Source organism: Pseudomonas sp. FH4 (assembly GCF_000510915.2).
GTDB classification, from domain to species: Bacteria; Pseudomonadota; Gammaproteobacteria; order Pseudomonadales; family Pseudomonadaceae; genus Aquipseudomonas; species Aquipseudomonas brenneri.
Map to the genome: position 1 here is coordinate 158,838 of NZ_AOHN01000002.1, position 22,391 is coordinate 181,228.

Annotated in this window: 17 protein-coding genes; 11 read left to right on the plus strand and 6 right to left on the minus strand. The window is 63.7% G+C overall.

The window, feature by feature from the left end; all coding sequences use genetic code 11:
* Window positions 1-6: 6 nt before the first annotated feature.
* The 10 genes from H097_RS01530 (at window position 7) to H097_RS01575 (ending at window position 14,244) form a co-directional block, all read left to right on the plus strand.
* Window positions 7-1,296 carry a DotU family type VI secretion system protein gene (locus tag H097_RS01530; protein ID WP_032856783.1) on the plus strand — a complete coding sequence of 430 codons (1,290 nt, stop codon included), beginning with the start codon at window positions 7-9 and terminating at the stop codon, window positions 1,294-1,296.
* The gene (gene tssM, locus H097_RS01535) at window positions 1,293-4,793 is read left to right on the plus strand and encodes a type VI secretion system membrane subunit TssM (RefSeq protein ID WP_032856785.1); all 3,501 of its coding nucleotides are present in this window, start codon (window positions 1,293-1,295) and stop codon (window positions 4,791-4,793) included. The genes H097_RS01530 and tssM overlap by 4 nt, the downstream gene beginning before the upstream one ends.
* Window positions 4,790-5,443, plus strand: coding sequence for a type VI secretion system-associated protein TagF (gene tagF / locus H097_RS01540; RefSeq protein WP_032856786.1), 654 nt, complete (start codon window positions 4,790-4,792; stop codon window positions 5,441-5,443). Before tssM ends, tagF begins: the two co-directional genes overlap by 4 nt.
* Window positions 5,444-6,163: a protein phosphatase 2C domain-containing protein gene (locus tag H097_RS01545; protein ID WP_032856788.1), complete on the plus strand. Its 720-nt coding sequence runs from the start codon at window positions 5,444-5,446 to the stop codon at window positions 6,161-6,163. It begins immediately after the preceding gene.
* Window positions 6,160-9,135: a serine/threonine-protein kinase gene (locus tag H097_RS01550; RefSeq protein ID WP_032856789.1), complete on the plus strand. Its 2,976-nt coding sequence runs from the start codon at window positions 6,160-6,162 to the stop codon at window positions 9,133-9,135. The genes H097_RS01545 and H097_RS01550 overlap by 4 nt, the downstream gene beginning before the upstream one ends.
* Window positions 9,135-9,839 (plus strand): ABC transporter ATP-binding protein, encoded by a 705-nt coding sequence (locus H097_RS01555; protein ID WP_032856791.1) that lies wholly within the window; start codon window positions 9,135-9,137, stop codon window positions 9,837-9,839. The genes H097_RS01550 and H097_RS01555 overlap by 1 nt, the downstream gene beginning before the upstream one ends.
* Window positions 9,839-11,023, plus strand: coding sequence for a membrane protein (locus tag H097_RS01560; RefSeq protein ID WP_032856792.1), 1,185 nt, complete (start codon window positions 9,839-9,841; stop codon window positions 11,021-11,023). The genes H097_RS01555 and H097_RS01560 overlap by 1 nt, the downstream gene beginning before the upstream one ends.
* Window positions 11,016-12,728, plus strand: coding sequence for an SUMF1/EgtB/PvdO family nonheme iron enzyme (locus H097_RS01565; RefSeq protein ID WP_032856794.1), 1,713 nt, complete (start codon window positions 11,016-11,018; stop codon window positions 12,726-12,728). Before H097_RS01560 ends, H097_RS01565 begins: the two co-directional genes overlap by 8 nt.
* Before the next feature lie 83 nt (window positions 12,729-12,811).
* Window positions 12,812-13,741, plus strand: coding sequence for a type VI secretion system-associated lipoprotein TagQ (tagQ, locus tag H097_RS01570; protein WP_032856795.1), 930 nt, complete (start codon window positions 12,812-12,814; stop codon window positions 13,739-13,741).
* A 125-nt stretch (window positions 13,742-13,866) separates the two neighbouring features.
* Window positions 13,867-14,244 (plus strand): hypothetical protein, encoded by a 378-nt coding sequence (locus H097_RS01575; protein WP_029289848.1) that lies wholly within the window; start codon window positions 13,867-13,869, stop codon window positions 14,242-14,244.
* Window positions 14,245-14,366: 122 nt separating this feature from the next.
* On the opposite strand, the gene H097_RS01580 is transcribed toward H097_RS01575, so the two are convergent.
* The 6 genes from H097_RS01580 to exbB form a co-directional block, all read right to left on the minus strand.
* Window positions 14,367-15,767, minus strand: a complete 1,401-nt coding sequence (locus H097_RS01580; RefSeq protein WP_032856797.1) for an aminoacyl-tRNA deacylase and HDOD domain-containing protein — start codon at window positions 15,765-15,767, stop codon at window positions 14,367-14,369.
* A 212-nt stretch (window positions 15,768-15,979) separates the two neighbouring features.
* Window positions 15,980-18,055 (minus strand): ATP-dependent DNA helicase RecG, encoded by a 2,076-nt coding sequence (gene recG, locus H097_RS01585; protein ID WP_032856798.1) that lies wholly within the window; start codon window positions 18,053-18,055, stop codon window positions 15,980-15,982.
* 8 nt (window positions 18,056-18,063) lie between these two features.
* Window positions 18,064-18,984 (minus strand): hydrogen peroxide-inducible genes activator, encoded by a 921-nt coding sequence (locus tag H097_RS01590; protein ID WP_032856799.1) that lies wholly within the window; start codon window positions 18,982-18,984, stop codon window positions 18,064-18,066.
* A gap of 159 nt (window positions 18,985-19,143) precedes the next feature.
* Window positions 19,144-19,890 (minus strand): energy transducer TonB, encoded by a 747-nt coding sequence (locus tag H097_RS01595; protein ID WP_032856801.1) that lies wholly within the window; start codon window positions 19,888-19,890, stop codon window positions 19,144-19,146.
* On the minus strand, window positions 19,887-20,312 hold the full coding sequence (gene exbD / locus H097_RS01600; protein WP_032856802.1) for a TonB system transport protein ExbD: 426 nt from the start codon (window positions 20,310-20,312) through the stop codon (window positions 19,887-19,889). Before exbD ends, H097_RS01595 begins: the two co-directional genes overlap by 4 nt.
* A 6-nt stretch (window positions 20,313-20,318) precedes the next feature.
* On the minus strand, window positions 20,319-21,320 hold the full coding sequence (exbB, locus tag H097_RS01605) for a tonB-system energizer ExbB (RefSeq protein WP_032856804.1): 1,002 nt from the start codon (window positions 21,318-21,320) through the stop codon (window positions 20,319-20,321).
* 190 nt (window positions 21,321-21,510) lie between these two features.
* Between exbB and H097_RS01610 the strand changes: the two genes are divergently transcribed.
* Window positions 21,511-22,362 (plus strand): NAD-dependent epimerase/dehydratase family protein, encoded by an 852-nt coding sequence (locus H097_RS01610; RefSeq protein WP_032856806.1) that lies wholly within the window; start codon window positions 21,511-21,513, stop codon window positions 22,360-22,362.
* The last annotated feature ends 29 nt before the right edge of the window (window positions 22,363-22,391 follow it).

The following is a 22,391-nucleotide window of genomic DNA, read 5'->3' on the forward strand; positions in this document are numbered from 1 at the left end:
TCCGCGATGCATCCCAATGATGACGACCGCACCCAGTTCATGCCGCGCCCGGGTGGCCGTGCGCCGGAGCCTGCGCGTGCAGAGCCGGCGCCTTTGTCGATGCCGGCGGCGCCGATCCTCACCGGCAAGAGCCAGGGCCTCAACCCTCTGGAAAGTGCCGCCGGCCCATTGCTGGCGCTGCTGACACGCCTGCGTAACACCATCGCCCATCCCGCGCCGTCGAGCCTGCGCGCGCAATTGCTGGCCTACCTGCGCCAGTTCGAAGAGCGCGCCGAGGCGGCCGGAGTGGCCCGCAACGAGGTGCTGCTGGCCCGTTACGCGCTGTGTACCGCCCTTGATGAAGCGGTGCTGAGCACGCCCTGGGGCAGTGCCAGTGACTGGGGCAAGCAGAGCCTGTTGATCACCGTGCACAACGAAGCCTGGGGCGGAGAAAAGGTCTTCCAACTGCTGGATCATTGCCTGCAAAGCCCGCGCGAGCGCCTGTATCTGTTGGAACTGTTGTACCTATGTATGTGCCTGGGTTTTGAAGGCCGCTACCGCGTCATGAACGACGGGCGTAGCCAGTTGGAAGCATTGCGCGAACGCACCGCAGCGGCGATTCGCAGCGCCCGTGGCGAACATGAGCGTGAGCTGTCGCCCCATTGGCGCGGCGTCACCGTGGCCCGTGATCGCCTGGCGCAATTCATGCCGCCATGGATTGCGGTCGCCATCGGCCTGGCCTTGTTGCTGGCCTTGCTGTTTGGCCTGCGCCTGAAACTGGCGTCGGATGCCGAGCCGGTCTTCAAGAATATCCATGCCCTGGGCGAAATTCCGGTGCAGGCCATCGACCGTCCGGTGGCGCAGCCAAAGATCATCGAACGCCCGCGCCTGGCTGGCTTTCTGGTCGAAGACATCAAGGCGGGCCGGGTGGCGGTGGAAGATGCCGTCGACCGTTCCGTGGTGACGATCCGTGGCGATGAGCTGTTCGCCTCGGCCAGCTCCAGCATTGTCGATGACTACCAGCCGCTGATGCTGCGCATCGCCGACGCCATCCGCAAGGTCAAGGGCCAGGTGCGGGTGACCGGGCACAGCGATAACCGCCCGATTGCCACCCTGCGTTTCCCGTCCAACTGGGCCTTGTCCGAAGCACGGGCCAAGTCGGTGCTGGAGATCCTCGCGGCCAAGACCGGCCAGGGCGAGCGCTTCAGTGCCGAAGGTCGCAGCGACACCGAACCGGTGGCGACCAACGCCACAGCCGAAGGCCGTGCCCGCAATCGCCGGGTTGAAATCACCGTATTGGCGGAGGGCGTCGAGTGAAGGCGTTTTTCAGTTTTATGATTCGCTGGGTGATCCCCGTGCTGGGCCTGATTGCCCTGGGCCTGATCATCTGGTTTGTCGGGCCGTTGCTCGACGTGCTGGTGCCTGAAGGCCGACGCTGGGCGTTGATCATCCTGATATTCGTGGTGTGGATCGCCTACCGCGTGTTTCGCATCATCCAGGCCCGCCGCCAGGCCGCCGAAGTGATGCGCAGCCTGGCCGCCGAAACCCCGGCCGATCCCAATAGCGTCGCCACTGCTGAAGAACTCGCGACCCTGCGCCAGCGCATGGACGAAGCCCTGGCGCTGCTGAAAAAGGCCAAGCTGGGCGGCGACGAGCGGCGCAATCTCTATGAGCTGCCGTGGTACGTGATCATCGGTCCACCGGGCTCGGGCAAGACCACGGCGCTGGTCAATTCCGGGCTGCATTTCCCACTGGCCGCCCAGTTGGGCGCCGGCGCGGTGCGTGGCGTAGGCGGTACGCGCAATTGCGATTGGTGGTTCACCGATCAAGCCGTGCTGCTGGACACGGCAGGCCGCTACACCACCCAGGACAGCAACTCGACAGTGGATAAAGCCGCCTGGCTGGGCTTTCTCGACCTGCTGAAAAAGCAGCGCGCACGTCGCCCGATTGACGGCGCATTTATCGCCATCAGCCTTTCGGACCTGCTGCTGGGCAGCGACGCCGAGCGCGGCGCCCATGCTGCGGCGATCCGCCTGCGGATCCAGGAGCTGTACACCCAACTGGGCGTGCGCTTCCCGATCTACCTGATGCTGACCAAGCTCGACCTGGTGCCGGGCTTCATGGAGTTTTTCGACAACCTGAGCAAGGAAGACCGCGCCCAGGTGTGGGGCATGACCTTTGCCCTGGACGACGGCAAGCACAGCGACAGCCCGTTGGCCCATTTGCAAAGCGAATTCGCCGGCCTGGAACAGCGCCTCAACGAACGCTTGGTGGAGCGCCTGCAACAGGAGCGCGACCCGGCGCGGCGTGACCTGATCTACGGTTTCCCGCAGCAGTTCGGTGCGTTGAAGGACTGCCTGCAAAGTTTCCTTGAGGGTGTGTTCAAACCCAATGCCTTTGAAGAGCGCGTACTGCTGCGCGGGGTGTATTTCACCAGTGGCACCCAGGAAGGCAGCCCGATCGACCGACTGATCGGCGCCATGGCCCAGAGCATGAACCTGGACCGCCAGCACCTGGCGCGCCAGAGCGGCACCGGGCGCAGTTACTTCATCGAAAAACTGTTCAGCGCCGTGGCCTTTGCCGAGCGCGGATTGGTCGGAGTCAACCCGAAGGTCGAACGCCGCCGCAAATGGCTGGCCCGTGGCGTCCTGGCCGCAACCGTGGCGGTGGTGCTGGTGGTCAGTACGCTGTGGTGGGTGAGTTATCGCGCCAACCAGGCGTATATCGCCCAGGTCGACCAGAAAGTCGCGCCATTGGGCCAGGCCGTGCAGACCCTGAGCCCGGCACAGCGCGAGGTGTTGGCCGTGCTGCCGCTGCTCAATGCGGTGAAAAACCTGGCGGGCGACTCGCCAAGCTGGTCCGAGGGCCTGGGCCTGTACCAGGGCGACATGCTGGAAGCCGAGTCCGCTAGCGTCTACCGCAAGCTGTTGATTGCAGTCTTTGCGCCACGCCTGGTCACGCGTATCGAAGAGCAACTGCACGGCGGTGGCAATTCCGACTTCCTCTATGAAGGCTTGAAGGCCTACCTGATGCTGGCTGACAGCGAGCATTACGACCCGGACTTCATCAAGGCCTGGATCGCCCTGGACTGGGACCGCAACCTGCCGCGCGACCTGCCCGCCGACCAGCGCCAGGCACTGACCGGGCACTTGCAGGCGCTGTTCGACCGCCACCCACCGAATGCGCGCCTCGACCCACGGCTGATCGATGACTTGCGTCGGCAGCTGCAACAACTGCCGGTGGCCCAGCGCGTATACGACCGGGTCAAGCGCCAGAAGCTGCCTGAAGGCGTGACGGATTTTCGCATCAACGAAGCGGCTGGCCGCGATGCCGCGCTGGTATTCAGCCGTAAAAGTGGCAAGCCGCTGGGTGAGCCGTTGAGTGGATTGTTTACCGCCAAGGGCTATCGCCAGGGCTTTTTGCTGACCAGCCTGAACCAGGCCGGCACCCTGGCTGAAGAGCAGTGGGTATTGGGTCATGCACCCGCAGATCAACAGAATGTCGCCAGCCTTGCCGCTGATGTGCGGCGCCTGTATTTCCAGGATTATCAGCGCCAGTGGGACGCCTTGCTGGCCGATATCGACTTTGTGCCCATCACCAGCGTGGCCCAGGCGGCCGACGTGTTGCGAGTGATCTCCGGCCCGAGTTCGCCGCTGAAGAAGCTGCTGGTGGCGGTGGCCAAGGAAACCGACCTGCAGGCTGAAGAGCGTCAACTGGCTGCCAAGGGCGTGCCGGTGGAGGGGGGTGTCGACAAACTCAAGGAGCGTCTCGGCAGCCTGCTCGGCGAGGCCCAACCAACGGCCAGCGCGCCGGCCCTGACGGAAGACCCGGTGACCGCGCATTTTGCCGAGCTCAATAGCATCGTCGCCAAGAACGAAGGTGAGCCGGCCGCCATCGACGGCCTGCTGGCGGACATGAATGCGTTGTATGTGCAGGTCAGCGCCATGGTCGGCGCCAGTGGCGATGCATTGCTCGGCGAAGCCAAGAACCAGGCCGCCGCCGCCGCCACGCGGGTCAGCCTGAATGCCGAACGCCAGCCGCCGCTGGTACAGGGCATGGTCAAGTCGGTGGTCAACTCAACCACCAACAGCATGATGGGCGGGGTGCGCAATCAACTGAACGCGGCCTGGGTTAGCGAAGTGGTCAATGTCTATCGCCAGTCCCTGGCCGGGCGTTACCCGATGTCTCCTGGCAGTGCCCGCGATGCCACCCTGGACGACTTCGGCCAGTTCTTCGGGGTGGGAGGGGTGATGGACAACTACTTCCGCAAATACCTGCAACCTTATGTCGACACCTCGGCGCAAACCTGGCGCTGGCAGCCGGGGGCGGCGCAGAAGCTCGGGATCGCGCCGGGCGTGCTGCAAACCTTCCAGCGCGCGGCGACCATTCGCGATGCGTTTTTCCGCACTGGCGGCACCCAGCCCATCGTGCGCTTCGAACTCAAGCCGGTGGCGATGGACGCGACCATCACCCAGTTCCTGCTCGACCTCGACGGCCAGCAACTGAGCTACGACCACGGCCCGAGCCGGGCGGTGGCGATGCAGTGGCCGAATCCCGGCAACAGTGGCGGGGTGCGGATCTCGATCATGCCGCCAGCCGCCAGTGGGCGTTCGGGCGTGACCCTGGATGGCCCGTGGGCGTGGTTTCGCCTGCTGGAGCAATCGGACCTGTCTGCCGGCAATTCGCCGGATCGCTTCAACCTGCGCCTGCGGGTCGATGGCGCAAGCATCGCCTATGAGTTGCGTGCCAACAGCGCCTTCAACCCGTTCAAGAGCCGCGTGCTGGGCGGGTTCAGCCTGCCGGAGCGGTTATGACCACGTTGGGCTTCTACGGCAAGTTGGCCAGCCGCGGGGACTTTGTCAGCCGCGCCTTGCCCCAGAGTTTTATCGGCCCCTGGGACAGTTGGCTGGCCGCCGGTTTGCTCGCCAGTCAACACAGCCTGGGCGGCGACTGGCTCAACGTGTACCTGGTCAGCCCGCTGTGGCGATTTGTGCTGGCACCGGGGGTGTGCGGGCCGGATGCGGCGGCGGGTGTGGTGATGCCAAGCATTGATCGGGTTGGCCGGTACTTCCCGCTGGCGGTGGTGACGTTGTTGGATCACGACACCAATCCGGCGTCCCTGGTGGGTGGCCCGGACACCTGGTTCGAGCAGGCCGAGGAGTTGTTGCTGCACACCTTGGATGCTGGCGCCACGTTCGAAGGGTTCAACGATGGCCTTGACCGCCTGGGTTTGCCGCTGAGTGAGCCGCGTGCGCTGGACAGTCGCTTCGCCGGTCTGCAGCGGGTGGCCGCCACCGTGCCCGATGGCCGCATGGCCGCGCTTGCCGAACAGGCCTGCGAAGGCGCGAGCCTCTGGTGGGGCCGTGGCTCGCAACGTATTTCCCCTGGTTTGCTGCGGTGCCAGGGCTTGCCGGCTGCCGGTGATTTTGCGCAATTTCTGCTCGGACAAGAAGGTGTGATGTAGATGGGGTCGACGTACAAATCCGCGAGCAAAAGCCATGTGGGCATGGTGCGCCAGGTCAATGAAGACGCGTGCCTGGACCTGCCGGAAAACCGCCTGTGGGTGGTGGCCGATGGCATGGGCGGGCATGCGGCGGGCGACTATGTCAGCAGCTTGATTGTCGACAGCCTGCGCAGCCTGCCCGTGGGGCGGTCCCTGGACGAATACACGGCCGCACTGCGCACCGAGCTGACCCGGGTCAACGCGGCCGTACGTGAAGAAACCGCCAACCGTGGCGTGACCATGATGGGCAGCACCGTGGTTGTGCTGGCTGCGCGCGGCCTGCGCGGCGTGTGCCTGTGGGCCGGTGACAGCCGCTTGTATCGCCTGCGCGATGGCGAGCTGGAACGCATCTCCCGCGATCACAGCTACGTGCAGGATTTGCAGGACAGCGGCCTGCTCAGTGAGGCCGATGCGCGGGTGCATCCACGGGCCAATATCGTGACCCGCGCCATTGGCGTGGAGGCGCAATTGGAGCTGTCGGTGGTCGACCTGTTGATCGCCCCCGGCGACAGTTACCTGCTGTGCAGCGATGGCCTGAACAAGACCGTCGAAGACCACGAGATCCACGAAGTACTGAGCCATGCCGAGCCTGACGAAATTGCCCGCAGTCTGGTGCACCTGGGGCTTAACCGCGGTGCGCCCGACAACATCACCACCCTCGTCGTGAAGGTGTCGCCATGACCCTGATTATTCCCGGCTACGACATCGACGGCGAAATCGGTGAAGGCGCCATGGCCAGTGTCTACCTGGCCACCCAGCGCTCCCTGGAGCGCAAGGTGGCGTTGAAGGTCATGGCCGCTGCGCTGGCCGCCGACCCGAGCTTCTGTGAACGTTTCCTGCGTGAGGGCAAGACCCTGGCGCGGCTGTCGCACCCGCACACGGTGACCATCCATGACATCGGCAATGTTGGCGAACTGTATTACATGGCCATGGAATACCTGCCCAACGGCACGCTCAAGGAGCGCATCGCCGCCGGCCTGACGCCGGAGCAGGGGCTGGTGTATATCCGCCAGATCGCCTCGGCGCTGGGTTATGCCCATGCCCAGGGCCTGGTGCACCGCGACGTCAAGCCGGCGAACATCCTGTTTCGCGCCGATGGCACGGCGGTGCTGTCGGACTTTGGGATTGCCAAGTCCCTGGATGACCGGACCCAGTTCACCCAGGCCGGGTTTGCCGTAGGTACCCCCAGTTACATGAGCCCGGAACAGGCGCGGGGCCAGGAAATCGATGGCCGCGCCGATCTCTACGCCCTGGGTGTGGTGCTCTATGAAATCCTTGTCGGCAAGCTGCCTTACAACGGCACCGATGCACTCTCCACGGCCCTGGCGCACCTGACCGAGCCCTTGCCGGAATTGCCGCTGCACCATGGCCGTTATCAACAGGTGCTGAAAAAGCTCCTGGCCAAAGATCCGGCAGAGCGCTACCCGGATGCGACGGCGTTGTTGCTGGCGCTGGATCAACTGCCAGCCGAAGCACCCCAAGAAGTGCTGGAGGCAACGCTGATTCGACCGGTCAGCCGCGATCTGGCCGGCATGACTCCAGTCTCCATCGACATTCCCAGCGACCCGCCGCAGCCGCAAGTGCTACGCCAGCCAGTGGTGACGCCCACCCAGCATCGCGCCGTTGCCGAACAACGGCGTGGCCCGGTCCTGGCATTGGCTGGCCTGGCGGTGGCTGTTGCGCTGGCCATGGGTGGCGCCAGTTACTGGTGGTTGAGTGCCGACGCACCGGCATCGCCACCTGCTGCGCCAGTGCCCGCTACGCCTGCAGCCGTCACACCGTTGGCCGCCGATATCGACGGCGGTCAACGCCCCTTGCTGATGGCTGGCAAGAAAACCCTGTTCCAACGGGTCCTGAGCAAGCCCGGCGCCAAGCTCTCCAGCGAGGCGGGTGGCGCACCGGGCAAGACCTTGCCGGCGTTTTCCGTGCTTTACGTGTACCAACGCAAGGACATCGACGCCAGCCCGTGGCTGCGTGTTGGCACCGCCACCGACGGGCGCAGCGACGGCTGGTTGCCGGCCGCGCAAGTCAGCGACTGGAAGCAGAGCCTGGTACTCAAGTTCACCGAGCGTTCGGGGCGTGCGCCGGTGATGTTCCTGCGCCAGGCTGGCGAGGTGGAAAAACTCCTGGCGGATCCCGCTTCGGCAAAAAACCTGCTGCTCAAGGCGCAGAAAAACCCCGAGGACAATCAGCAGGTCCTGGCCCTGGAGCCTGCCGCCAGCGCCGTGCCGCAGAACCAGTTCTACCTGTTGCCGATCTTCGATGCCAAAGAGAGCTTCGACGAGAATGGCCAGCCGGTGCAGTTGCTCAATGTGGCGTCCATCGATCCCGGTAGTGCCGCCGCCAAGCCGGCCACTCCGGTGCTCAGTGCGAATGCCGATGCCTTCCGCACCGCCGTGGTGCTGGTGGTGGACACCACCGTGTCGATGCAGCCCTACATCGACCAAGTGCGCGACGTGGTCCACGAGTTGCAGACGCGCATTGCCGAGCGTGGCGAGTTGGACAGCGTCAGCTTTGGCATGGTTGGCTTTCGCAGCAGCGTGAAGAAAACCCCGGGCCTGGAATATGTGGCCAAGACCCTGATCACCCTCGATCAGGGACGCGACCCCCAGCGTTTTCTCGACATGGCGCGGCAGGTCAAGGCCTCGAGCGTTTCCAGCCACTCCTTCAACGAAGACGCGTTCGCCGGAGTGATGCAGGCGGTCGAAGGCATGGACTGGTCGGGCTACGGCGGACGCCTGATCCTGCTGGTGACCGATGCCGGCGCCTTGCGCAAGAACGACCCGTTCGCCGCGACCCAGATGAACGAAGCCGAAGTGCGCCAGGCTGCGCTGGGCAAGCAGATCAAGATCTATGCCCTGCACCTGCGCACCGATGCCGGCAAGAAAACCCATGGCGGCGCCGAATCCCAGTACCGCACCCTGACCGCCGACGCCAACCCGCGGATCGGTGATCTGTACACCGCGGTGCCGGGCGGCGATGTGCGCAAACTGGGCGAGCGTGTCGATGAGATCGGTACGGTGTTCGCCAATCTGGTGCATCAAGTGCGCAGCAACACCCCGCAGCCGGTACCGTTGCTCAGCAGTGCGCCGAGCCTGGCGGACAAATCCGCCGCCGTCGGCTATGCCATGCATATGGATTTCCTCGGCCACAAAGGCGCCAGCCAGGCGCCGCAACTGGTCAGTGCCTGGACCGCCGACCGTGACCTGACCAACCCCGCACTGCCGGCGTTCCAGGTCTGTGTGATGCTCACCAAATTGCAGCTCAACGACTTGCAGCAGTCGCTCAAATTGATCGTCGATGCGGCCCGCAAGACCCAGACCTCACCCAAGGATTTCTTCCAGGAAATCGCCAGTGCCTCGGCCTACATGAGCCGTGACCCGCAGGCTTTGCGCAAGGGCGGCAACCTCGCCGCCGGCGGCATCCTCGGCGAATACCTGGAGGGCCTGCCGTACCGCAGCAAGTCCTTGAACATGACCCAGGACCTGTGGCTGTCGTTGAGCGTGGCCGAACAGGAAGACTTTATCGACGAACTGGATTCGAAAATCCGCCTCTTTGAGACCTTCCATAACGATGTGGCCAACTGGGTCCGTTTCGGTGATGCCGAACCGGGCGATGCGTTGTACCGCGTGCCATTGTCGACGCTGCCTTGATGCTGAACCTGAGCGCGGTGCACAAGAGCCGGGGCGTCGGTAGCCAGCGCTATAGCCTGGTGATTCCAGCGTTGCACCTGTGTGCCGGGGAGCAATTGGCGATTGTCGGGCCGAGCGGCTGCGGCAAAAGCACCTTGCTGGATCTGCTGGCGTTGGTATTGGCACCGGATCAGGTGGGCCGGTTTGAATTCAACCAACTGGATATTGGTGGTTTATGGCGCGCCAATCAGCAATCCATGTTGGCCGGGTTACGCAGCCGGCACCTCGGTTATGTGTTGCAGACCGGCGGCCTGCTGGGCTTTCTCGATGTGCGCGGCAATATTGCCCTGTCCCGGCAACTGTTGGGGCTCAAGGACGATGGCAGCGTGGCGCGCCTGGCGGAGCAGTTGCAAATCAGTGACCAGTTGGCCAAGAAACCCGCTGCGTTATCGGTGGGCCAACGCCAACGCGTCAGTTGCGCCCGAGCCTTGGCCCATGCCCCGCAATTGGTGCTGGCGGATGAGCCGACCGCGTCCCTTGACCCGCTTAACGCCGAGCGTGTCATGCAGGCGCTGCTGGCCCAGGCCCGCGAGCACCGCGCCGCCTGCGTGATCGCCACCCATGACGAGCCCCTGGCCCGCGCCAGCGGCTTGCAGGTGCGGCGTATCAGTTGCCAGCGCGACCCTGACGGTGGCGTCACCGCGACCCTCGGGGAGGCGTGCTGATGCGTATCCCTCTGGTGGCCTCCCTTGCTTGGCAGGATTACCGCAACGATGGGTGGCTGTCGGCCTGTTCGGTGCTGGCGCTGGTGGCCGTGATCGCGCCGTTGCTGGTGTTGTTCGGCCTCAAATTCGGGCTGGTCAGCAGCCTGACCGAGCGCCTGGAGAATGATCCGGCGACCCGGGAAATCATCCCGTTGGGCGGTGGTCGATTCAGCCGCACCTTTGTCGAGCAGCTTGGCCTACGCCGCGATGTAGCGTTTGCCATCCCGCGCACGCGGCAGATTGCGGCCACGGCGCAGGTGGGGACGTTGACCCTGGAAATGCTGCCAACCGCGCCAGGTGATCCGTTGCTGGGCGGTCTGCCGATACCGGTGGGCCTGGACCAGATCGTGCTGAGCCACACCGCCGCCGAGAAGCTGGCGGCGCGGCCGGGGGATTGGTTGCAAACCCAGTTTGCGCGGCAAGTGGCCGGGCGCGTCGAGGCCCAGCACACACGGCTGCAGGTGCTGGCGGTGCTGCCCCTGGAGGCGTTCGCACGGGACGGATTATTTGCCGGGTTGAGCCTGCTGGAAGCGGCGGAAGATTACCGCGATGGCCGGGCTGTACCGGCGCTGGGTTGGGACGGTGACGCGGCGGGAGTGAGCGAGCAGCGGGTGTATCCGGCGTTTCGTTTGTATGCGCGCAGCCTCACTGATGTAGAGCCGCTGCGGGTGTATTTCGCCGCACAGGACCTGTTGGTCTCGACCCAGGCGCTGAGCATCGCCCAAGTGCAGTCGTTGAGCCGCAACTTGTCGATTGTGTTTTGGATCATCGCCGGGCTGGCCTTGGCGGGTGCATTTGCGGCGATCTTCGCCGGGGCGTTGGCCGCCGTGGCGCGCAAGCGTCGGGAATTGTCGGTGTTGCGCCTGCTGGGATTTTCCACCGGCGCGCTGTTGCTGTTTGTGGTGATGCAGGCGCTCTACAGCGCGGGTTTCGCTGCCGTGCTCAGTGCCGGCCTGTATGGCCTGGCCGAGGCGGGTTTGAATCAATTATTCGTGCAGGTGCCGGGCGAATACGCCAGCCACCTGCTGGCGCGGCATTACCTGCTGGCCCTGCTCGCGGTGCTCGGCGTCAGCGCCGTGGCGGCTGCGTGTGGGGGGTGGCGTGTGGTGCGTATCCAGGCTTCTGAGGGCATCCGAGATGTATAAGTTATTGGCCGCCGCTGTGGCGCTGAGCCTGGCCTCTGTGGCCTGGGCCGATGAGGCAAGCGATAAGCTGGACAACCCCAAGCCGTTGGCCGATGACGTCAGCCTGCCGCTGCCGTGCGAAGGCAATATGGTGTTCCGCTACGCCTATGTCCTGGCCCAGGGCACCCTGGACGACCGTGAGGTCAGCCTCGGCTACCCGTTCAGCGAAGGTGAGGCGGGCTACAAGCAGTCGTTTATCTCCGGCTATCGCCGAGACTTTATCAACGGTCAATTCACCCTCAAGGATTTGCCCAAGGGCTGGAACAAGGTCATCGCGCCGCTGATGCCCAAGACTGACGCCAAGACCCCGCTCAAGCCGATGCTCTACTTTATCGGCAAGTACGAAGTCACCGCGCGCCAGTACGCCCAGGTCATGTCCCAGGCCCAGTCGCTGGCCAGCGGCGAGCCGGCCCCGGCGTGCGAGGTGCCTGAAGGCATGGCCGGGCGCTTGCCCAAGGTCAAGCTGTCGCGTTTTGAAGCCGAGCGCTTCTCGGCGGTGTACAGCGCCTGGTTGATGAAATACCACCGCGACTTGCTGCCGGTCAGTGGCCGTGGTTCTTCGGCAGAGGATGGCGGCCTGGGCTTTGTGCGGCTACCGACTGAAGTGGAGTGGGAATTCGCCGCGCGCGGCGGCCAGGCGGTGAGCCGCCAGGACCTAGAAGGCCGGTTGTTCCCCCGACGCATCGAGGGCAGCGACAGCGACGGCCCGCTGGCCGATTGGGCGGTGTTCAACCAGGTCGCTGGCGGCACTGGCCAGGCGGCGCGACTGATGCCCATCGGCACCAAGTTGCCGAACCCCATCGGCATGTTCGACGTGATCGGCAACGCCGCCGAGATGGTCCAGGAATCGTTCCAACTGGTGCACGCCGGCCGCCGCCAGGGCACCTATGGCGGCTTTATCGTCAAGGGCGGCAACTACCTGGAGGGCGAGGGCACGCTGTTCAGCGGCATGCGCCGCGAATACCCGTTGTTCGGCGCCGATGGCACTGAGCAAAGCAACGAGACCACCGGTTTTCGCGTGGCGATTGGTGCGCTGTCGGCACCACGTTCACGCTACAACGAACTGTTCGCCCAGTGGCAGAAAGAGGGCCGTCTGGCCGCGCTGACCGACGCCATCGACGACGCCCAAGACCCGACCAAACGCCTGGACAGCATCATCGCCGCCAGCGTCGACCCACGGTTGCAGGCCGAGTTGGGGCTGGTCAACGAAGAGCTCAAGCGCAACGTGTCGCTGATTGCCCAGCAGCGCGAGGAGGCGGCCGGCAACTTGATCCAGTCTGCTGCCCTGGTGGCCGAGACCATCAATAACTACAACATCCGCCTGATCAATCTGCAGAAGAGTCGCCAGCAGTCCCTGGACGCCAAGGACGAGGCCAGCGCGCAGTTGTTCGCCACGGCGATCGCCAATGGCCGCAGCGCGCTGGACGGCGCGGTGGCGATCTATATCGATAACCTGGCCACTGGCACGCGCTACACCGATGCGGTGATCCAGGCGCAGTTTCAACGGATCCAGCAAGAATTGGAGCGCAAGCCGGTACTGGGCAAGAGCCTGGTGACGCGCGCGACGTTATTCGTTCGCCATGTCGGCAACTATCGCAAGCAACAGCGAGCCGACCCGGCAACGATTTTGAAGCAATTGCTCGCAGCGAGCGGTCAGCGGTCTTGACCGTTGGTTGTATGGCGAGCCTGGAAGGGACTCAGGCGGCATGGGCCGTGCTGGGCAAGTCAAACTTAAAAGAGAACACACCTATGCTTTTTTCCCGTAAGGCGGTTTCCAAGCGTCACTTGCTGCTGGTCGCGGCTGGTTTCAGCACTGTGCTGACAGGTTGCGCCACGTCGCCGGCCTCCAAGGTCGCGTCGAGCACCAAGGTTGAGTACTACCCGAGTTGCTACGAGCCGGTGCAGCACCTGCGTGCCACCGATTCGGACATGACCAAGTCGGTCGTCACGGGCGCCGCCCTTGGCGCGGCCGGTGGTGCGTTGTTGGGCGCCCTGACCGGCGACTCCGACAAGCGTGGCCGCAACGCGGCCATTGGCGCGGCGGGTGGTGCCCTGGCGGGCGGCGCAGCGGGTTACTACACCGAGCGTCAGAAGCAGATCAGCGACGACAACCAGCGCATCGCGTCCTACGCCACTGACTTCAACAAAAGCGCCTCCGATATCGACCGCAGCACCGCGTACGCCAAGGCGTCCCAGCAGTGCTACCAGAGCGCGTTCACGAAGCTTGTGGCCGACCGCAAGGCCAAGACCGTCAACGACACCGAAGGCCGCAAGCGCCTGGCGGAAATCGTCGCCGGCCTCAAGGAGTCCAACGACCTGGTCGTTGCAGTCAACGGCAAGGCCAGCGAAGACCTGAACAACTACACCCAGGCCTACGAGAAAGACCTGCAACAGGTGGGCGTGCAGCGCAATGACGTGGTGACGGTGGCCACGGCAGAGGCCGCCCCGGCGGTGGTCCCGGCGAAGAAAGGCAAATCGACTAGCAAAGTCGTGACCAAGCGTCCGCCACTACCCAAGGTGCCGACAGAAGCGGTGAGCACCGAGAAAACCATCCAGACCGTCAAGGTCAAGCAGGCCGAGAGCAAGCAAGTGGCCAGCGCCGGTAAAGCGCAGATCGAAGGCACCTGCCGCGATCCGAATCTGGCTGACTGGGCACCGGTGCCTTGCCCTAACGTTTAAGCCAAGTTGTTGCTATAAGCGGTAAACGCCAACCGATCTCCTGCTAACGCGGGAGATCGGTAGCGTTCCGCGCACAAATCGTTAAACTGCTGCGGCCACCCAATAATTACACTGAGGCCGTGTGCATGAAATTTCGTTTTCTTCTGTGGGTGCTGGGCCTGATGATGGCCAAAGCCAGCCGCAACAACCCTGCATTCCAGCAGCAGTTGGGTGACAAGGACCTGGCGTTCCAGCTGCAGACCCTTGACGGCAAGGTTGCCCGTCACTTCATCGTCAAAGACCAGCGCATCACCAGCCGCTCGGGTGTCCACCCGGAGCCTGCGTTTGCTATTGCCTTCAAAGACGCCGCCTACGGCTTCGCCACGATGCAGGCGAAGAACAAGCAACTGGCATTCATGACAGGGATTCAGGACAAGTCGATCCAGATCAAGGGCAACCCGGCGCTGGTGATGTGGTTCCAGGGGTTGACCAAGTACTTGAAGCCGAAGAAAAAGAAGGCCTGAGAGACCGAGTTGGATTCATCGCAGGCAAGCCAGCTCCCACATTTTGAGTGCATTCCAACGTTGGAACTCGGTCAACTGTGGGAGCTGGCTTGCCTGCGATAGCGGTTTGACAGACGCCCGCTTCACCCCTGGCTGAACTGCGACGCCAACTCCCGCAACAACACCTCGGCATCCAGCACCTTGCTCACTACATCCTCAGCTTTGCTGCGGTCCAGGCCCAGGCGCTCCAGCAGCTCGTCCGGGATCTCGGCCTCAGGCCCGGAGCCGATGCCGCGCCCGCGCAACAGGCGTACGGCCAGGCACACCAGGTTCGGGTATTCGGCGTATTGGCCGTCGTAGGTCGGGTCATGCTGGAAGCGCAGGGCAGTGGACAGCTCTTGCGGCATGTCCCAGTAACGCATCAACCAGGCACCGATCTGCTCGCGGCTGATCCCCAGCAAGTGTTGCTCGACATAGCTGTGGCACAGGTGCGGGTTGACCTCCAGGTGCCGGCAGATCAGCGAGAAGTGCGGCGGGAAGACGTGGGCCAGCAACAGATAGCCAAAGTTGTGCAGCAGGCCCGCCAAGTAGGTCAGGCCGGCTTCCGGGCGCTGGGCGCGCGGCATGGCACGGGTCAGCCCTTCGATTACCGCCGCGGTGTAGATCGACTGGTGCCAGTAGGGCGTAGCCTGTTGCGGATGGTCCTTGGGCAGGCTCAAGGTCTTGCCCAGCGCCAGGCCGAGGGCCAGGTTGATCACCAGGTCGAAGCCCAGCACGCGCACAATCGCATCTTCCACCGAGCGGATCTTGCCCGGCGAGGCGTAATACGGCGATGCCGCCCAGCTCACGACTTGCGCGGCCAGGGCTGGGTCGGTTTCGACCACGCCGGTAATGTCGTCGATGGTCGCGTTGGGATCGACCCGCAGCTTGATGATCTTCTGCGCGGTATCGGCCAGCGGCGGGATCTCGATGGTGGCTTCCAGGCGTTGCTGGATGCGGCGGGCGGTAAACGCCTGCATTGCCTGGGTGATCTCGTCACGATCGTCGGCAGGACGGTCGAAGTTGGGCCGGATGCTGCTCAGGGGCTCGCCGAAGTTGGCGGCACTGGCCTTGCTCAGCATGCGCTTGAAGTCATCGCTGGTGATTTCCAGCAGCACCGTGGCTTCGCCCGAATGCACCAGCAGGGTTGGCTCGCGCAGCAGACTTTCTTCGTACAGGCACGGTGAACTGGTCAGCGGCGGCAGACCAGGCAACAGGCTCAGGCTGTGCTTGCCGAGCATGCGCTCCAGGCGTTCCGGCGAGACAGCAGTCAGGTTGCGGCCGGTCAGTTCGGTGAGGCGGTTGAGGTCCAGCAATTGGCTCTGGGGGAACAGCACCATGAGGGCGCCCACGGCGTCATCGAGCAGCACCGCTTGAACCTTTCGGGCCGGATTCAGCCCTGGGTGTTCGGTGACTTGCGTGTAGCTGATGGCGAGTTTCGCGAGCAGGTCCCGAATGACCGAGGGTGCGGTCGGCGGGGCTGTGGCGTGGGCAACTTCTGACATGGCCGGATCCAATCTCCTACATTTGCTTGGAGTATAACCAGCTTGGTCCGGCTGAGTGGTGTCTAACTGTGGTTTGTGATGGTGTTGGCGGTCCCCATTACTGTAGGAGCGAGCTTGCTCGCGAAGAACCTTAGCGATAACGCGGGGCACCGGCATATACGTGGCGCCTGTGAGTTCTTCGCGAGCAAGCTCGCTCCTACAGGGGCGCTGGGTCAGACCTGGCCGTATTGCTGGCCATGACGCAGCCAGCGATCGAGCAACGGGCTGACGTGGTGCGGCCAGCGTTCCAGCAGGGCCTGGGCGGCGTCGCGCACCGCTGGCAGCAGGTCGGCATCACGCATCAGGTCAGCGACCTTGAACTGCAGCAACCCGGTCTGGCGGGTGCCAAGCATCTCGCCTGGGCCGCGCAGTTCCAGATCCTTTTCGGCAATCACGAAGCCATCGTTGGTTTCGCGCATGATCCCCAGGCGCTGGCGACCAATCTGCGACAGCGGCGGATGGTAGAGCAGCACGCAGTGACTGGCGGCACTGCCCCGACCGACGCGGCCACGCAGTTGGTGCAATTGAGCCAGGCCCAGGCGCTCGGGGTTTTCGATGATCATCAGGCTGGCGTTGGGCACATCCACGCCGACTTCAATCACCGTAGTGGCCACCAGCAGTTGCAGGTTGCCGGCCTTGAACTCGGCCATCACCGCGGCTTTTTCCGCAGGCTTCATGCGCCCGTGGATCAGCCCGACCTTGAGCTCGCCCAAGGCACTGGTGAGGTCTTCATAGGTGGTTTCAGCCGCCTGGCAGGTCAGCTCTTCCGACTCTTCGATCAGCGTACACACCCAATAGGCCTGGCGCCCTTCGGTGCAGGCCCCGCGTACCCGTTCGATCACTTCGACCCGACGGGTGTCGGTGACCAGCACGGTGTTGACCGGGGTGCGGCCGGGCGGCAGTTCATCGAGAATCGAGGTGTCGAGATCGGCGTAGGCACTCATGGCCAAGGTGCGTGGGATCGGGGTGGCGGTCATGATCAACTGGTGCGGATTCATCCGTCCGCCCACGCCTTTTTCGCGCAGGGCCAGGCGTTGCTGCACACCGAAACGGTGCTGTTCGTCGATGATCACCAGGGCCAGGTTCTTGAATTTCACTTCATCCTGGAACAGCGCGTGAGTGCCCACCACCATCGGTGCGCCGGCGGCGATCTGCTCCAGGGCGGCCGCGCGGTTCTTGCCCTTGAGCTTGCCCGCTAGCCACGCCACTTCCAGGCCCAGGGGTTCGAGCCAGCGCTTGAAGGTGATGAAGTGCTGTTCGGCAAGGATCTCGGTCGGCGCCATCAGGGCCACTTGATAACCGGCCTCCAGGGCCTGCAGCGCAGCCAGGGCGGCGACCACGGTCTTGCCGGCACCGACGTCGCCCTGGATCAGGCGCAGCATGGGTTCTTTCTGGCTCAGGTCGTAGGCGATTTCATTGCCTACGCGCTGTTGTGCACCGGTCGGCGCAAAGCCGAGGTTGGCCAGGTATTGCGCGGGCAGGCGCGTGGCCTTGGGCATCGCCGGCGCGCGCAGGGAACGCATGCTTTCGCGCAGGCGTTGCTGGGACAGTTGATGGGTCAGCAGTTCTTCAAAGGCCAGGCGATGCTGGGCCCAGTGATGACCCAGAGCTAGCTCATCGACATCGGCATCGGCCGGTGGATGGTGCAGGTAGCGGATCGCGTCATCCAGGGGCGCCAACTGGTAGTCCCGGGCCAGCTCCTGCGGTAGCCAGTCGGGCAGGCTTTGCGGGCCGAGCAGGGCCAGGGTCTGCATGCATAATTGGCGCAGGCGCTGTTGCGTCAGGCCTTCGGTGAGCGGGTAGATCGGGGTGAGGGTGGTGTCTACCGGTGGTGGCTCGTCGCCGGTGATGGCGCGATATTCCGGGTGATAGATTTCCAGGCCCGAGGCCCCTGGCCGGGCTTCACCGTAGCAACGCACGCGGGTGCCACGCTTGAGGCCTTCCTTTTGTGCGTTGCTGAAATGGTAGAAGCGCAGGCTCAGGCCACCGGTACCGTCCTGCAGGCGCACCACTAGGCTGCGGCGTTTGCCCATCACCACATCTGCACCGCTGACGGTGCCCTCGACCACGGCATCCTGCCCGGGGCGCAGATGGCCGATGGGCACTACACGGGTGCGGTCCTGGTAACGCAGGGGCAGGTGAAACAGCACGTCCTGGAGGTTTTCCAGGCCAACCTTGGCCAGTTTCTCGGCCATGGCTTCACCGACACCCTTGAGTGCCGTCACCGACACCTGCGACAGTTCAGTCATACAAGTGCTTAGCTCGCAGCAGGCGGCTTGGCCACCGAGCACAGGCGGATCGAGTCGGCGAGGATATCAATCGCTTTGGGGCGCGGGAAACTGGCACGCCACGCAATCGCCACGGTACGGAATGGCACGGGCGGGGTGAGCGGACGCACTTCAATCACGCCGGCAGCGTAGTGATGGCTGTCCACGGCCGACAGCGGCAGGATCGAGATGCCCAGGCCGGACGCTACCATGTGGCGAATGGTCTCCAGGGAGCTGGACTCCACAGTGGTGTGTTTGGCGCCGTCGTTGCCCTTGCTCAGGGTTGGACAGGCCTCCAGCACCTGGTCACGGAAGCAGTGGCCTTCGCCAAGCAGCAGCAGGCTCTTGTCGTTGAGCAGGCTGGCGTCGATCGTGTCTTTCTGGGTCCATGGATGGGACGCAGGCATCAGCACAGAGAACGGCTCGTCGTAGAGCGGTAGCGTCAGCACGTCGGCTTCGTTGAATGGCAGGGCGATGATGATCGCGTCCAACTCACCGTTGCGCAGCTTGTCGCGCAACACGTGGGTGAAGTTTTCTTCGATATACAGCGGCATCTGCGGCGCGACGCGGTGCAGTTGCGGGATCAGGTGTGGGAACAGGTACGGGCCGACGGTGTAGATTGCGCCGACTTTCAGCGGGGCGGTCAGTTGGTTCTTGCCGGCCTGGGCCAGCTCACGAATGCTCTGGGCCTGCTCCAGCACCTTCTGGGCCTGGGCAACAATGCCTTCGCCTACCGGGGTGAGGCGCACGGCGCTTTTGCTGCGCTCGAAAATCAGCACACCGAGTTCGTCTTCAAGCTTCTTCACACCCACCGACAGCGTCGGCTGGCTGACATGGCAACGTTCTGCGGCATGGCCGAAGTGTTGCTCTTGGGCGAGGGTCACGATGTAGCGTAATTCTGTAAGAGTCATAGCGGGCGTCCATGAGGTTGCGGGCCAAGCATACCGGCTGCAATCGATAGGCGCACGTTATCAGAACTGGAGTGGGGATTGAGCGGTTTGTGCGGGGGATTTTGCTGAAGCCCGGGACTGTCTGTATGAGCAGGCAAGCCTGCTCATACAGACAGGGGATCAGCGGCGACGTTTCTCGATGTTGTAGACAAACGGCGCAACGATTTCGATGCTGCCGTTTTTCAACATATCGGCCGGTGGCTTGGGCAGCGGCTGGGCACGACGGATCATCTCCAGGGTAGCGCGGTCCAGGTCGGCGTTGCCGGAGCGGCCCACCAGTTCATAGGACAGCACCTTGCCTTCGGCATCCACCACGAACCGCAAGCGGTTCAAGCCTTCCTTGCCACGGGCCTGGGCGCCTGGCGGGTACTTCTTGTACTTCGCCAAGTGACCGAGCAGCGTACTTTCCCACGTTGCCTTGGCCGCGATCTGCGCCGGCGAAGGACCGGGTTGTGGCTGCGCCGACTTTTCCGAAGGCGCATTATTCGCCGGGCTTTCGCTTGGCGGATCCTCGGAAGGTTTCTCCTTGGGCGGCTCGACCTTTTTCTCCGGCTTGGGCGGCTGTGGCTTGGGCTTTGGCTTGACCGGCTTGGGCACGGAAATGGTGGGTTTCGGTGCCTCGGCCAGCTTGGGCAATGGCAACTCTTCCACCGGTGCCGGCGGTTGCGGTGGCGTCACCACCTTCGGCGGGGCCGGAGGGGGTGGCGCCGGCATCGGCGCCAGGTCGATGACCATGGCCGCCGGTGGCAACTGCACCATGTGTGGCGCCGACCACTGGAGCGCGAGGATGATCGCGACGGCGTGGACGCCCAGCACGACGGCGAGGCTGGTGCCATAACGCGTCAGTTTGTGGCGCGTCGTGATCATTTCTTGGCTGCCGTCTCAAGTCCGACCAGACCGACCTTGAGGTAACCGGCCGCCCGCAGGGCATCCATCACGCTCATCAGGTCGCCGTAGTCCACGCCTTTGTCGGCCTGGAAGAAGATCGTCGTGTCTTTCTTGCCCTGGGTCCGGACGTCGAGCACCGCACCGAGGGTTTCGGATTTGACTTCTTCTTCGCCCAGGAACAGGCGCTGGTCAGCCTTGACGCTGAGGAACACCGGTTTCTCCGGTCGCGGCGCGGGTTTCGCGCTGGAGGCGGGGAGGTCGACCTTGATGTCCACCGTAGCCAGGGGTGCTGCGACCATGAAGATGATCAGCAGCACCAGCATCACGTCGATAAACGGTGTGACGTTGATTTCGTGGTTCTCGACGAGCTCGTCGTCACCTTGATTCAAATGCAGGCCCATGGCCGATTACCCCACTTTCACCATGTGCGGTTGCGAGCTGCGCTCGGTAGGCAGGTGATCGAGGTCACGGCTGACCAGCAACAGGACTTCTGCCGAAGCATCCGACACCTGGGCCTTGTAGCCGGCGATCGAACGGGCGAACACGTTGTAGATCACCACCGCAGGAATCGCGGCGACCAGGCCCAGGGCAGTTGCCAGCAGGGCTTCGGCAATACCGGGAGCGACGACGGCGAGGTTGGTGGTCTGGGTCTTGGCGATGCCGATGAAGCTGTTCATGATGCCCCACACGGTACCGAACAGGCCGACAAACGGTGCGGTGGAACCGATGGTTGCCAGCACGCCGGTGCCATTGCTCATGTTGCGACCGCAGGCCGCTACCAGGCGCTCAAGGCGGAAACTCACACGCTCCTTGATGCCTTCCTTCTCACGGGTGTTGGCCGACAGGCGCATTTCTTCCAGGGCGTCGTGCACCAGCAGGTGCGCGAGGGTGCCCTTGATGGCCGCGCTTTCGCTGGCTTCCTTGAGGGTGGTGGCTTTTTTCAGGTTGGCGATTTCGGTGCGCAGGCGACGTTTGGCGCCCAGCAGCTCGAAGCCCTTGGCGATCCAGATGGTCCAGGTGATGATCGAGGCGATGGCCAGGCCGATCATCACGATCTTCACGATGATGTCAGCGTTCTGGTACATGCCCCAAGGTGACAGGTCGTGGGCCATGCCCAGGGTGTTGTCTTCTTCCAGGACAAGACCGGTTTCATCTGTGGGGGCTACGCCTTCGGCAGCGGCAGGTGCGGCAGCCGGGGCGCCGGGTACTGCGGCATTTTGCTCAGGTGCGGGGGCTGCGGCGGCCGGGGCCGGCGCAGTAGCGGCCGGCGGGGTAGCCGGGGCCGTGACATCGGCGAAAGCGGCGGTCGGTGCCAGCAAGGCGCTGAACAGCACCGCAGCAATCGCGCGCCAGGCGCGGGACGGGCTGTGAGGCTTGGTTGGCGAAGCGGGGAGGTTATTGCGTGTCATGCTGGCCGGACCTGAGAGTTGAAAATAAGTAATTGTCCTGCCAGGCCGGAGGGCGGCCGAGGACAAACGGGCGGTTATTATTGCAAGTAATTCTTGTTAACAGAAGTAATACAGTAACTTTATTTGTGCTTTTCCTGGCCGCTGGTCACCTGCGAGGGCTAATCTAGACCTTTGAGAACGGAGTTTTGTGATGTCTGCGCCTTCTGTGGTGATTGCCGGTTGTGGTGATGTAGGGAGCCGGCTGGCAAGTCAATTGCTGGCCGCGGGATGGGAGGTGCATGGCCTGCGACGTAATGTCTCGCGCCTGCCGGAAGGGGTGATTGGCATTGCCGGTGACCTGTTCAATAAAGAGTGTCCCGACACGTGGCCGATCGGCGGCGTGGATTACCTGGTGTACTGCGCCGCTGCAACCGATCACGACGAGGCGGGCTATCGCAAGGCTTATGTCCAGGGCCTGGAGCATGTGTTGGAGTGGCTGGGCGACTATGGCCAGGAGCCCAAACATCTTGTTTTCGTCTCCAGCAGCAGCGTCTACGGCCAGCAGGATGGCGAGTGGGTCGATGAAACCTCGGCCACCCAGGCCGTTGGCTATTCTGGGCAGGTGATGCTGGAAGCCGAGCAAGTGGCATTCGACAGCGGTATCCCAGCCACGACACTGCGCTTGACCGGCATTTACGGTCCGGGTCGTGAGTGGCTGTTGAGCCAGGTGCGTCAAGGCTATCGCGTGGCTGTTGAGCCGCCTCTATATGGCAACCGCATACATGTCGATGATGCGGCGGGGCTGTTGGCCTTTTTGCTGTTGCATGTGGAGCAGGGCGGTACGTTGGACAAGGTCTATATCGGTGTCGACGACGCGCCTGCGCCGCTGTCTGAAGTCGTGGGCTGGCTGCGTGAGTACCTTGGGGTCACCGAGTGGGCCGAAGACGCCAGTGTGCGGCGCGCGGGCAGCAAGCAGTGCAGCAATGCGCGGGCCAAGGCACTGGGCTGGACGCCAACGTATCCAAGCTACCGCGAAGGCTATGCGGCCATCCTCAAAGGCTGAAGCGCGGTTGAAAATGTGGGAGCGGGCCC